This is a genomic window from Bacillus cereus group sp. MYBK220-1, assembly GCF_051916445.1.
Lineage (GTDB): Bacteria > Bacillota > Bacilli > Bacillales > Bacillaceae_G > Bacillus_A > Bacillus_A cereus.
In genome coordinates, this window is sequence record NZ_JBQAGQ010000003.1 from 96,104 (window position 1) to 109,780 (window position 13,677).

Genomic DNA, 13,677 nt, shown 5'->3' on the forward strand with positions numbered 1-13,677 from the left:
AAAAGGAGGAACAAAAGATGAATGCAGGTATGATGAATATCGTTATGATCGTTGCGATGTTTGCGATTTTCTATTTCTTATTAATTCGCCCGCAACAAAAACGTCAAAAAGCAGTTGCTCAAATGCAAAGTGAGTTAGCAAAAGGTGATGCTATCGTAACAATCGGTGGTTTACACGGTACAATCGAATCAGTAGATGAGACAAAAATCGTTATTAAATCTGGTGGTTCACACTTAACTTTCGATCGCAATGCGATTCGTGAAGTTGTGAAAAACTAATGTGGAAGGCCCTGCATGAAATGTGCAGGGCCTTTTTTAGTTACTTTGCTTTGACATATTTACACCGAAAATACCACCGAGTGTACTCGCCCCCATTAATGCTAATTGATATAGTAATTGTGAGTTCGATAAGGTTTGAGAAAAGCCTAAATAGTTAACTAGAAAGACGAGTATAGTGAACGTGAGCCCTGTTGTGAAACCTACTAGCCAACCTTTTCCTTGAGCCTTTTTGCCGGCAGTAAATCCAGACATAAGCATAGATAAAAGAGCGAGTATAAAAATAGTAACGGTTAATGTCCCTTCATTTATATTCGTAAACTTTAATAAAAGAGCCATAATCATACTAGTAATAGATGCGAGAATTAGTAGCGTAACAATACCGAAGCCAATTGCAGTTGATAATTTTTTCGTTCCATCCATTTATGCATTCCCCCTTTTTAATACAAGCATATTTTCCTTTTGCTCAAGTTAGACTAGTTTCTTTTTTATAGGGGAGTCTATACGTAAAAAAGGAGATGTAGAAATGGAATGGATATCGGTAATTGGACGGACAATGCTTTTGTATATCATCATCTTAATTATTTTTCGTCTTATGGGTAAACGTGAGATAGGAGAGCTAAGTGTATTAGATTTAGTCGTATTTATTATGCTTGGAGAAATGGCTGTAGTAGCAATTGAAAATACCGATAAATCACTTTGGCATCAATTAGTTCCGATGACTTTTCTTATGTGCATACAAATCATTTTGTCAGTCATTTCATTAAAGTTTCAACGATTTCGGCATTTAATAGAAGGTGAACCAGCAATTATTATTAATGCGGGAAAGATTGATGAAAAAAAGATGAGAAACCAACGATATAATATTGATGATTTAATGATGCAATTAAGGGAACAAGGAGTTGGAGATATTCGGGATGTAGAATATGCTATTTTGGAACCGTCTGGGAAGTTATCTGTCTTTCAAAAACAAAAAAATAAACAAGATACATTGCAGTTTACGCTTCCTCTTATTATTGATGGAGAAATTCAATCTAGTCATTTACAAATGATTGAGCATACAGATGAATGGCTTATTGAGAAATTAAAAAACTTAGGTTATAACGATATAACACAAATTTTATACTGTAGTTTTCAAAATGGACAATTTTTTGTTGATGTAAAAGAAAATTAGAGACTTATCCTTTGGAAGAGTAAGAATGATTAGTATAACTAATAATCAGTGGAGATTACCCCACTGATTAACGTTTCACCTTATTTCAAAAATGAAAGCTTACGAATGATAGGGAGACGACTTAACTCTTCTTTTCGAATGAGTTTGAAAGTGAAGAGAAGTACGATATAAACAATTGTTGTTAAAGTGATTTCCCATAATGTTTGTATGCCAAGGGAATGAGAGAAAATAATATATTTATGAAGATAAAAACCGAAGGCGCCTGCGATACCGATGGCAAGTCCGCCGAAAATATAGTCTTTTGCGTAAATGGTAAATGTAATCTTTTTTAAAACAGTAGCGTAGTGAAGAAATGTTACTGTTACAATATTTGCAGCAATAGCAAGTGCAACCCCCATCATTTGAAACTCTGGCCTTGATGCTAGTACAAAAATAACGATTAATTTCACGATGGCACCAATAAATGTATTCATCATGGCGGCTCTTGCTAAGTTTAAAGCTTGCAAAACAGAGGTAAGTGGACTTTGGAAATAATGAAATAAAAAGCAAGGCGCAAGAAGTTGAATGAATGCTGTTGCGCTGTCTGATCCATACATAAGAGTTAAAACAGGAGAAGCGAATACGTATAATATAACGACAGACCATCCGCCGGTAATTAATGAAATTCGAAGTGCTTGTTGTAAACGGTGCTCTACTAATTTATGTTGTCTTTTTGCCATTGCTTCACTAATAGAAGGAACGAGCGCTGTAGAGAGAGCGTATGTAATAAAGGCGGGTAGTGATAGGAGCGGGAATGCATAACCGTTTAATATACCGTATTGCTGGGTTGCAACAGAAGCAGCGACACCAGCGATTGCTAAGCTTTGCATAACGACAATAGGTTCAAAAAAATATGAAACGGAGCCGATTAAACGACTTCCTGTAGTTGGAAGGGCAATATCCATCAGAGAATAAAATGTCCCTTTGCTTTCCTTTACAGTAGTAAAAAATCCAGAGCGTATTGATAAATGTTTTTCTCGCTGAAATAACGTGAGTAAAAATAATAAGGATGCAACTTCACCGAGAACAGCTGATAACATAGCGCCGGCTGCAGCATATTCTATGCCGTAAGGTAAAAATAATTGAATGCATATAGCGATAATGGTAATGCGGACGACTTGTTCTAGAACTTGCGCATAAGCGCTAGGTTTCATGTTTTGTTTCCCTTGAAAGTAACCACGCAAAACAGAAGAAACAGCAATAACGGGAACAACAGGCAAAATGGCCATTAATGGATAGTACGTTCTTTCGTCGGTTAATAATGTTTTTGCTAAAATAGGTGTGAGGAACATAATTCCGATTGTTAAAATGATACTAATAACGGATGTAACAGCTAGTGATACGGTTAATATTTTTTTAACTCTTTGTTTATCGTTCACAGCTTCCGCTTCTGCTACAAATTTTGCGATGGCGACAGGAAGACCAATTTGTGTCAATGTAATTGCTAAAATGAATGTAGGAACGGCCATCATATAAAGACCAACGCCTTCTTCTCCTAAAATACGTGCCATTACTATGCGGTTGATAAAGCCGAGTATTTTTGTAATAAAGCCGGCTATCATTAAAATAAATGCGCCTTTTAAAAAGCTTTGTCTCGTCATGTTCTTCTCCTACCTTCTCAAAATCAATGGAATGATTTACAATAATTTATATGCACGTACGAGACAAGAATGACAAGCATTTAAGAGAGTGAAGTGTGATAGTGCTCTTGAAAGTAGTTATTGCTGTCCATTAGAGCGGGATTAAAGCGACTTTTTCGTGCTGAAATAAGAAGGAGATGTTATAGATGTTAGATAGAGAGGCTTTGGTAGAATCATACCGCGGACAGTTACAAGTCGTTTTAGAAAGTAAAGTAGAAGAGTTTCAAATGTTCGGTTACGACCGAGTGACAGATGATGACATTTGGAAGTTTCTTAAAGTGAAAAAGTGGAAGAAGATAGACAGCGATGTTAGATTGTATGAATTAGTTAATGACGTATTAACAGTAAGTACTAATGAATATATGACATATTTAACTGTTGAAGCTTACCAAGCGCCACTTTGGTCATTTGATGAGTATGAAAATAAATAACCGACTGCAATTGGTTTGTTCTTCCTTTTGCAGTATAATGATATGTATTGATAAAGAGGAAATAATTGTGTCTAAGATTATATATAAAGGAGGTAGTGAAGAGGAAAATAAATGATGAAAGTGTAGGGAGTGTAAAAGCTTACCTATACAGCTAGTGATGAGCTAGCAAAAATTATAGAAAGGAAGTCTACTAACTAGGCGTATGCACACGTATAGCAGTGAATCGTAAAAGATTTATTGAAAGTGTTAGTAGCAGAAAGAGGGTACATATGGCAAAGCGTGGTACGAGAATTGCCGCCTTTTTCCTCATCGTCTTATTAATCGGTGGAGTAATTGGTGCGGCAGGAAAAGACATAGCAAAAGGAATTAGTCTAGGACTAGACCTTCGCGGTGGTTTTGAAATTCTGTATGAAGTAAAACCAGCCAAAAAAGGTGATAAAATCGATCGAGACGTACTTGTAAGTACAGTAGGTGCTCTTGAAAATCGTGTCAATGTTCTCGGTGTAAGTGAGCCGAACATTCAAATCGAAGGGCAAGATCGAATTCGTGTACAGCTTGCTGGTGTACAAGATCAGCAAAAAGCACGTGAAATGTTATCAACACAAGCGAAATTAACATTCCGTGATGTGGATGATAACCTTCTTATGGATGGAACGGATTTAAAAGGCGGCGGAGCGAAGCAAACATTTGATGAGCAAGGCCGTGCGAGCGTAGGTCTTACACTGAAAAGCGCTGAAAAATTCCGTGCAGTAACTGAAAAGATTTCAAAAATGCCACCACCAACGAATTTAATGGTAATTTGGCTGGACTTTGAAGAAGGAAAAGATTCGTATAAAGCAGAATCTGCAAAACCGAATCCGAAGTTCTTATCAGCGGCAACAGTAAGCCAAGTATTTAACCAAGCTGAGGTATCTATTGTAGGTGGAAACTTCACAGTTGAAAGTGCGAAACAACTTTCATCTTTATTAAATGCAGGTGCACTTCCTGTTGATTTAAAAGAAATGTATTCAACATCTGTTGGAGCGAAATTTGGTCAACAAGCGTTAGAGCAAACGATTTTCGCTAGTGCGATTGGTATCGCTCTTATCTTCTTATTTATGCTTGTATTCTACCGTTTACCAGGACTTGTAGCGGTTATTATGTTAGGTTTATACATTTTCGTTACATTACTTGTCTTTAACTGGATGCATGCAGTTCTTACGTTGCCAGGTATTGCAGCGTTAGTGCTCGGAGTAGGTATCGCAGTTGATGCGAATATTATTACGTACGAGAGACTGAAAGAAGAGCTGAAAATTGGTAAGTCAATGATGTCGGCATTCCGTGCTGGTAACCATCGTTCATTAGCAACAATTTTAGATGCAAACGTTACGACTCTTGCAGCAGCTGGTGTGTTATTCGTTTATGGTAATAGCTCTGTAAAAGGATTCGCAACAAGTTTAATCGTAAGTATTTTAGTCGGTTTCATTACGAACGTATTCGGTACTCGTTTCTTACTAGGTCTACTTGTAAAGAGCCGTTACTTTGATAAAAAACCAGGATATTTTGGTGTGAAACAAAAGGATATTATTCCATTAACAAAAGGTGTAGTACATCCGCCAACGAGATTTGATCGTATTAATTTCGTAAATATCGGTCATAAATTCCTTATTTTCTCGATTGTAGTTGTAATTGCAGGAGCAATTATCTTACCAATTTTCAAATTGAACCTTGGTATTGACTTTGCGAGTGGTACACGTATCGACTTGCAATCAAAACAAGCCGTTACTGTGTCTGATGTTCATAAAGATTTTAAAGAATTGAACATTGATGTGAAGGAAGAAAATATTGTACCGACTGGAGATGACAATAAAGGTTTCGCAGTTCGTACATTAGGTGTTTTATCAAAAGATGAAATTGCGAAAACAAAAACATTCTTCCACGATAAATATGGTACAGATCCAAACGTAAGTACAGTTTCACCGACAATCGGTAAAGAAATTGCACGAAATGCATTTATCGCAGTATTAATTGCTTCTGCGGTTATCATTTTATACGTAAGTATTCGTTTCCGCTTTACGTATGCGTTATCTGCAGTACTTGCATTATTACATGACGCATTCGTTATGATTGTTATGTTTAGTATTTTCCAACTAGAGGTAGACTTAACGTTTATTGCCGCAGTACTAACAATCATCGGTTATTCTATTAATGACTCGATTGTTACATTTGATAGAAACCGTGAATTATACAAACAGAAAAAACGAGTGCGCGATATAAAAGATCTAGAAGAAATCGTAAATGCAAGTATTCGCCAAACGCTTGGTCGTTCGATTAACACCGTATTAACAGTGTTATTCCCAGTAATTGCACTGCTTATCTTCGGTAGTGAGTCACTACGTAACTTCTCGTTTGCGTTACTTGTTGGACTAGTTGTAGGTACGTACTCTTCTGTTTTCGTTGCCTCTCAAATTTGGTTAATGCTTGAAAACCGTCGTTTGAAAAAGGGGAAAAACAAGAAGAAGGTTGAGAAAGTAGAATCTGAACCGCAAGTATAGAAAAGATGATGTCTCTTTATGAGGCATCTCTTTTTTCGTTTGTGGATACAATAAGATAGCAACTTTTTGATGGGAAGAAGATGGAAGAAAGTGGTGGTGTTATCGCTGTTTTTGTTAAAATAAAAAGATAGGTTAAGAAAAGAAGGGATTTTAATTATGGAAAAAGATGAACGTTTTAAACAGGCCGAGTTTGGTGCTATTGTCGGGATCGTTGGTAATATTATATTAGCGATTGTAAAGGCGGTAATTGGTTATATTGGGAACAGTAAAGCACTGTTAGCGGATGCCGTGCATTCTGCATCAGATGTAATTGGTTCGCTAGCTGTACTTTTTGGATTGCGAGCGGCAAAGCAGCCACCTGATGAGGATCATCCGTATGGTCATGGTAAAGCGGAATCGATTTCAGCGATTATTGTAGCGGTATTATTATTTATCGTGGGACTTGAAATCGCGATTTCGTCTATAAAAGCTTTTTCGCAAGAACTAGAACCGCCGAAAGGAATTACGATATTTGCTGTTGTTCTTTCAATCGTCGTGAAAGAAGGAATGTTTCAATATAAATTCCGATTAGGGAAAAGAGTAAACAGTGATGCAATTATTGCAAATGCATATGAGCACCGTTCGGATGTATTTTCTTCAATTGCAGCTTTAATCGGTATTTGTGCAGCTATAATCGGTGGTAAGCTTGGTATAGACTGGCTTGTATACGCTGATCCAATTGCAGGATTAGTTGTTTCACTTCTTGTTGTAAAAATGGCGTGGAGCATTGGAGCGGAAGCAATTCATGCAACGCTTGACCATGTTCTTCATGAGGAGGATGTTATTCCGCTTAGAGAAGCAGTTCTTCAAGTAGATGGTGTGAAAAAAATTGGTTCTTTATATGCACGGGAGCATGGTCATTATGTTATTGTCGATATTAAAGTGTCTGTAGATCCATACATTACTGTAGAAGAAGGACACCGTATTGGAAAACATGTGAAAGAAATACTTATGAAACAAGATAATGTACAAAATGTATTCGTACATATAAATCCGTATTCTCCAAATTAAACATCATTAACATTTTAGTATATAGATATTGCATCGTAGTTTGCATTATATTGTCACCCCTTAATCTGTCTTGTATAATGAACAGGTTAAGGGGTGATTTCGTGTTACAACCGAAGACGCGTTGGAAAGAAAAAGAATATAATGACGAGCGAGTGAGTGAATTAGCAAGTAAATTACAGTTATCGCCACTTGTCGTTTCGTTATTCCTCGGTAGAGGACTCGATACAGAAGATAAGATTTTAGATTTTTTAAATACAGAAAATCAAGAATTTCATGATCCATTTTTATTAGAAGGAATGGATAGAACGGTAGAACGTGTAAATAAGGCGATTCAAAATGGAGAGCAAATATTAATATTTGGTGATTACGATGCGGACGGAGTAAGTAGTACGACAGTTTTATATCTTGCTCTTCAAGAATTAGGTGCAGAAGTAGAATTTTATATTCCAAATCGTTTTACAGAAGGGTATGGGCCGAACGAAGAAGCGTTTCGTTGGGCGCATAGCGCAGGGTTCTCACTGATTATTACTGTCGACACTGGCATCGCAGCAGTACATGAAGCGAATGTAGCGAAAGAGCTTGGAATAGATCTAATTATTACAGATCACCATGAGCCACCGCCAGAATTGCCAGAAGCACTTGCGATTATACATCCGAAATTAGATGGCGGTGTATATCCGTTTCACTATTTAGCTGGTGTAGGTGTTGCGTTTAAAGTTGCGCATGCACTATTAGGCCGTGTACCAGAACATTTATTAGAGATTGCAGTAATCGGTACAGTAGCTGATTTAGTGTCACTTCATGGTGAAAATAGGTTGCTAGTGAAACGCGGTTTAAAACATATGCGTATGACGAAAAATATTGGTTTAAAGGCATTGTTTAAAGTTGCTAACGTTTCGCAAAGTGAAATTACAGAAGAGAGTATTGGCTTCTCAATTGCACCGCGTATTAATGCGGTCGGGCGTTTAGAAGATGCAACGCCGGCTGTACACCTTTTATTATCAGATGATCCTGAGGAAGCGAAAGAGTTGGCCGAAGAAATTGATGAGCTGAACAAACTGCGAAAAGATATTGTAAAGCAAATTACAGAAGAGGCTATCGCTGAAGTTGAAAATAACTTTCCGCCAGAAGAAAACAAAGTGTTAGTACTTGCAAAAGAAGGTTGGAATCCGGGTGTAATTGGGATTGTCGCTTCTAAATTAGTTGAACGTTTTTATCGTCCGACTATTGTATTATGCATTGATCCTATAAAAGAAACAGCAAAAGGCTCAGCGCGTAGTATTGCAGGATTTGATTTGTTTGCAAATTTATCAGATTGTAGAGAGTTATTGCCACACTTTGGAGGGCATCCGATGGCAGCGGGAATGACGCTACATATGAATGATGTAGATGAATTACGTCGCCGCTTAAATGAACAAGCAGATGCAATTTTAACAGAAGAAGATTTTATTCCAATTACAGCAGTTGATGTTTTTTGTAAAGTAGAGGATGTAACACTAGCGGCAATTGAAGATATGCAAAAACTAGCCCCGTTTGGTGTTGGAAATCCGAAACCACGTATTGCAGTGAAAGATGCAGAGTTAGAAAGTATTCGCGCGATCGGATCAGATGGCTCTCATTTAAAAATGGCTCTTCGTGATGGACAAGCAACACTGGATACAATTGGATTTGGTTTTGGTGCATATGCGAAAGAAATCTCTCCAGTTGCAAAAGTATCTGTAATAGGAGAAGCATCCATCAATGAATGGAATAATTTTAAGAAGCCACAATTAATGGTACAAGATATTGCTGTAGAGGCGTGGCAATTATTTGATTGGCGTAGTATGCGTAATGCAGAAGCAAATTTAGCAGAACTTCCGAAAGAAAAAATAACAATGGTGTATTTTTCTGAAGAGGTATTGAATAAATTTTCTTTAGAGAGCTATAAAGAAAAGCTCATGCATGCTTCAGAAGTAACGCATTTAGATGATCAATATATCGTGTTACTTGATTTACCAAAAGGAACAGATGAATTACGTGAGCTATTTAAGGTAGGATTCCCAGCGCGAATTTATACGCTATTTTATCAAGAGAATAACCACTTATTTAGTACAGTTCCGACGAGAGAACACTTTAAATGGTACTATTCTTTCTTAAGCCAAAAAACACCATTTTCTTTAAGACAATATGGAGAACAACTATGTCGTCATAAAGGTTGGTCAAAAGATACAGTAAATTTCATGACACAGGTGTTTTTTGAGTTAGAATTTGTTACAATAAAAGATGGCGTCATTTTTATGGCAGACAAAAAACAAAAGCGTGATTTAATTGAATCGAACACATATCGTGAGAAAATGAACCACTTACAATTAGAAAAAGAATTGGTTTATAGCACATATCAGCAACTATATACATGGTTTGAAACGATTCGTAATCATAAAGAAGTAGAACAGTTAGGGTAAAGGATTTGTATTTACAAACCTTTTAGATCTGAGGAGGATTCAGAAATATGGATTTCAAGCAACATATCGCAATTGTACCGGATTATCCGAAAGAAGGTATTGTGTTTAAAGACATTACACCTTTAATGAATGACGGTAAAGCATACAAAGCAGCAACAGACGCAATCGTTGAGTACGCAAAAGAAAGAGATATCGATGTTGTAGTAGGACCAGAAGCTCGTGGTTTCATTATCGGTTGCCCAGTTTCTTATGCGTTAGAAGTAGGATTTGCGCCAGTTCGTAAATTAGGAAAATTACCACGTGAAGTAATTACAGTTGACTACGGTAAAGAATATGGTAAAGATGTTTTAACAATCCATAAAGATGCAATTAAGCCAGGTCAGCGCGTATTAATTACAGATGATCTATTAGCTACAGGTGGAACAATCGAAGCGACAATTAAGTTAGTTGAAGAGCTAGGCGGAGTTGTAGCAGGAATTGCATTCTTAGTAGAACTTACTTACTTAGATGGTCGTAAAATGTTAGATGGTTACGATGTATTAGTATTAGAAAAATACTAATCACTATATAGGTAAAACTACGGTGATAAAAAGTACCCGTGAATCTCTTGGAGAGGAGCGGGTACTTTTGTATAATTGAACAAAAAATTATGGTGAAATGTCAGTAAAATCTTTTCCTTTTCACAATTCACAATCATTGGGTTATAATGATAGAATATAATTTATTCTATTAAATAAAGATAAAGTCAATTTTCAATAAAAGGTGATTCGATGGCAAATGAGCAGGTACTAACAGCTGAACAGGTACTCGAGAAAGCAAGTCAATATTTAGCGGATGAAGATATTGAGCTAGTGGCACGTGCCTATGAATATGCACGTGATGCGCATAGCGAACAATATAGAAAATCGGGTGAACCGTATATTATTCATCCGATTCAAGTTGCAGGTATTTTAGTTGATTTACACATGGATCCAGCTACGGTATCAGCAGGTTTCTTACATGATGTAGTGGAAGATACAGAGATTACGTTAGAAGATATTGAACGGGAATTTAACAAAGAAATTGCTATGCTTGTTGATGGCGTTACAAAGCTTGGGAAGATCAAATATAAATCTCACGAACAACAACAAGCAGAAAACCATCGCAAAATGTTTATTGCAATGGCTCAAGATATTCGAGTTATTTTAATTAAACTAGCTGATCGTCTTCATAATATGCGTACATTGAAACATTTGCCTCAAGAGAAGCAGCGTCGCATAGCGAATGAAACGTTAGAAATCTTTGCACCTTTGGCACATAGACTCGGAATTAGTACTATTAAATGGGAGCTAGAGGATACGTCACTTCGCTATTTAAATCCACAACAATATTATCGTATTGTAAATTTAATGAAGCGTAAACGTGCAGAACGTGAAGAATATTTAGACGAAGTAATGACTGGTATTCGTGAGAAATTAAAAGAAGTTGCAATTCAACCTGAGATTTCTGGAAGACCGAAACATATTTACAGTATTTATCGTAAAATGGCACTGCAAAATAAGCAGTTCAATGAAATTTACGATTTATTAGCTGTACGTGTCGTTGTAAATAGTATTAAAGATTGTTATGCGGTGCTTGGAATTATTCATACGTGCTGGAAGCCGATGCCAGGTCGTTTTAAAGATTATATTGCAATGCCAAAAGCAAATCTATATCAATCTCTTCATACGACTGTAATTGGACCGAAAGGTGATCCACTTGAAGTGCAAATTCGTACGAAAGAAATGCATGAAATTGCAGAATTTGGGATCGCGGCACACTGGGCATACAAAGAAGGAAAAACAGCAGAAACAACAGGTACATTAGAGAAGAAACTCACATGGTTCCGTCAAATATTAGAATGGCAAAATGAAGCTTCTAATGCAGAAGAATTTATGGAGTCATTAAAAATTGATTTATTCTCTGACATGGTATTCGTCTTTACACCGAAAGGCGATGTAATGGAATTACCACTTGGATCTGTTCCAATTGATTTCGCGTATCGTGTCCATTCGGAAATTGGGAATAAAACAATTGGTGCAAAAGTAAATGGGAAAATGGTGACGCTGGATTATAAATTAAAAACAGGCGACATCATTGAAATTTTAACGTCGAAACATTCATATGGCCCAAGCCAGGATTGGGTAAAACTTGCTCAAACATCTCATGCGAAAAATAAAATTCGTCAATTCTTTAAGAAACAACGTAGAGACGAAAATATTGAAAAAGGCCGTGAACTTGTTGAAAAGGAAGTACGTGGTCTAGAGTATGAGATGAAAGAAGTATTGGCGCCGGATAACTTAAAACGCGTCGCTGAGAAATTTAACTTTGCAAATGAAGAAGATATGTTTGCAGCAGTTGGATATAGCGGAATTACAGCTTCGCAAATTGTTACGCGACTAACGGACAAGTTCCGCAAACAACGCGAAGAAGAAGAAATTGTTGAAGTTAAAGAAGTCCGTAAACCGATGAAAATTCGAAAATGGGATTCTGGTGTAAAGGTAAGCGGTGCTGATAATTTATTAATCCGTTTATCGAAATGCTGTAACCCAGTTCCGGGCGATGATATCGTTGGGTATATTACGAAAGGCCGAGGTGTATCAATTCACCGCCGTGATTGTGTAAATGTTCATACAGAAGAAGCTGTAGAACGATTATTAGAGGTAGAGTGGGAAGGTAGCCCTGAAAAAGAAATTGAGTATAACGTTGATATTGAAATTTCAGGTTACGATCGCCGCGGTTTATTAAATGAAGTACTGCAAGCTGTTACAGAGACGAAAACATACATTTCAGCTGTTTCTGGTAGAAGTGACCGTAATAAGATGGCAACAATTAATATGTCAATCTCGATTCGTAACTTACAACACTTGAAAAAAGTAGTAGAACGCATTAAACGCGTTCCAGAAATTTATGCAGTACGACGCATGATGCATTAATAGGGAGTGTAGAAAGATGAGAGTTGTTTTACAACGATCAAAGAAAGCGTCTGTCACAGTAGACGGTGAGATCGTAGGACAAATTCCGTTCGGTTTAACATTACTAGTTGGCATTACGCACGAAGATACAGAAAAAGATGCAACTTACATTGCGGAAAAAATTGCAAACTTACGTATTTTTGAAGATGAGAGCGGAAAGATGAATCATTCTGTACTTGATGTAGAAGGACAAGTTCTATCTATTTCGCAATTCACATTATACGGAGATTGCCGCAAGGGCAGACGTCCAAACTTTATGGATGCTGCGAAACCTGATTATGCAGAGCGTTTATACGATTTCTTTAATGAAGAAGTTCGTAAACAAGGATTACATGTGGAAACAGGGAAGTTTGGAGCAATGATGGACGTTTCTTTAATCAATGATGGTCCGGTGACCTTAATTGTAGAAAGTAAATAGTGTTCATAAAAAAGAGAGGGTTATATAATCCTCTCTTTTTTATACATTGTTGTATGTTTTGTTCATTTATTTGGAATCAATAGCAGTTTCGGTTATGTATAACTCTCTCATCAATATGGAACAATAAAAAGTAAAACATCCATATTGAATGTGAGGGATATACGTATGCGTATGAATGAAAAAGGGCATTCTGTTACAAATGGTGCAAATCAACTGTTTAACGTGAATTTTCATGATTTTATTTCAAAAGAGCAAAACAATACTTCAATGGAGCTTGCTTCGGAGTTTGGGATTTCTCTTCAAGATGTAAAGCGTTTAAAGAAGCAGATTGAACGTTCTTAGAGCACTTGACAATCCTACTTAACAAACGTATAGTAATTTTATATTTACATATGAATATAACCGTTGATAGAGAAGAGTAAATGAGACACACATGGAAAGAGAAGGAATGTCTTAGGCTGAAAACATTTCTGCATGATGACTGATTGAATGACACTCTAGAGGTTTCAACTTGAACGGCATATATGCTTAGTAGGGATGAACGCATATTTAAGCGTTATTAAAAAAGTGGAAGCATACGTGCTTCAATTAGGGTGGCACCACGGGTATAATACTCTCGTCCCTACTGTTTAAACAGTAGAGGCGGGAGTTTTTTTATTTTTATTAAGATTAAAACAATTTG

At 36.7% G+C, this 13,677-nt stretch carries 12 protein-coding genes and 1 other annotated feature; of the genes, 10 read left to right on the forward strand and 2 right to left on the reverse strand.

Annotation, left to right across the window (positions count from 1 at the left end):
• Positions 1-17 precede the first annotated feature (17 nt).
• Positions 18-278 (forward strand): preprotein translocase subunit YajC, encoded by a 261-nt coding sequence (gene yajC, locus ACTFRU_RS14150; RefSeq protein ID WP_000991115.1) that lies wholly within the window; start codon positions 18-20, stop codon positions 276-278.
• Between the two features lie 36 nt (positions 279-314).
• On the opposite strand, the gene ACTFRU_RS14155 is transcribed toward yajC, so the two are convergent.
• A complete protein-coding gene (locus tag ACTFRU_RS14155) occupies positions 315-698 on the reverse strand; it encodes a TIGR04086 family membrane protein (RefSeq protein ID WP_000349148.1) in 384 nt (127 codons plus the stop codon).
• Between the two features lie 103 nt (positions 699-801).
• On the opposite strand from ACTFRU_RS14155, the gene ACTFRU_RS14160 reads away from it, so the two are divergent.
• Positions 802-1,449: a DUF421 domain-containing protein gene (locus ACTFRU_RS14160; protein ID WP_000454838.1), complete on the forward strand. Its 648-nt coding sequence runs from the start codon at positions 802-804 to the stop codon at positions 1,447-1,449.
• 80 nt (positions 1,450-1,529) lie between these two features.
• On the opposite strand, the gene spoVB is transcribed toward ACTFRU_RS14160, so the two are convergent.
• Entirely contained in the window at positions 1,530-3,089 is a 1,560-nt protein-coding gene (spoVB, locus tag ACTFRU_RS14165; RefSeq protein ID WP_000198301.1) for a stage V sporulation protein B, read from the reverse strand.
• A 185-nt stretch (positions 3,090-3,274) separates the two neighbouring features.
• Here spoVB and ACTFRU_RS14170 point away from each other — a divergent pair, with 185 nt between their 5' ends.
• From ACTFRU_RS14170 to ACTFRU_RS14205, 8 genes are all read left to right on the forward strand, one after another.
• Complete coding sequence (locus ACTFRU_RS14170) at positions 3,275-3,559, forward strand: post-transcriptional regulator (protein ID WP_000886979.1); 285 nt, start codon at positions 3,275-3,277, stop codon at positions 3,557-3,559.
• A gap of 269 nt (positions 3,560-3,828) precedes the next feature.
• Entirely contained in the window at positions 3,829-6,093 is a 2,265-nt protein-coding gene (secDF, locus tag ACTFRU_RS14175; protein ID WP_086389511.1) for a protein translocase subunit SecDF, read from the forward strand.
• A gap of 156 nt (positions 6,094-6,249) precedes the next feature.
• The gene (locus tag ACTFRU_RS14180; RefSeq protein WP_000409743.1) at positions 6,250-7,143 is read left to right on the forward strand and encodes a cation diffusion facilitator family transporter; all 894 of its coding nucleotides are present in this window, start codon (positions 6,250-6,252) and stop codon (positions 7,141-7,143) included.
• A 101-nt stretch (positions 7,144-7,244) separates the two neighbouring features.
• A complete protein-coding gene (recJ, locus tag ACTFRU_RS14185) occupies positions 7,245-9,584 on the forward strand; it encodes a single-stranded-DNA-specific exonuclease RecJ (protein ID WP_006926735.1) in 2,340 nt (779 codons plus the stop codon).
• Positions 9,585-9,631: 47 nt separating this feature from the next.
• Positions 9,632-10,144, forward strand: coding sequence for an adenine phosphoribosyltransferase (locus ACTFRU_RS14190; RefSeq protein WP_000346215.1), 513 nt, complete (start codon positions 9,632-9,634; stop codon positions 10,142-10,144).
• 210 nt (positions 10,145-10,354) lie between these two features.
• Positions 10,355-12,538, forward strand: a complete 2,184-nt coding sequence (gene relA / locus ACTFRU_RS14195; RefSeq protein WP_001262795.1) for a GTP diphosphokinase — start codon at positions 10,355-10,357, stop codon at positions 12,536-12,538.
• Between the two features lie 16 nt (positions 12,539-12,554).
• Positions 12,555-12,995: a D-tyrosyl-tRNA(Tyr) deacylase gene (locus ACTFRU_RS14200; protein ID WP_001266965.1), complete on the forward strand. Its 441-nt coding sequence runs from the start codon at positions 12,555-12,557 to the stop codon at positions 12,993-12,995.
• Between the two features lie 165 nt (positions 12,996-13,160).
• A complete protein-coding gene (locus ACTFRU_RS14205) occupies positions 13,161-13,337 on the forward strand; it encodes a hypothetical protein (RefSeq protein WP_001242605.1) in 177 nt (58 codons plus the stop codon).
• A 54-nt stretch (positions 13,338-13,391) separates the two neighbouring features.
• Positions 13,392-13,622 (forward strand) — a binding site (T-box leader).
• Positions 13,623-13,677 lie beyond the last annotated feature (55 nt).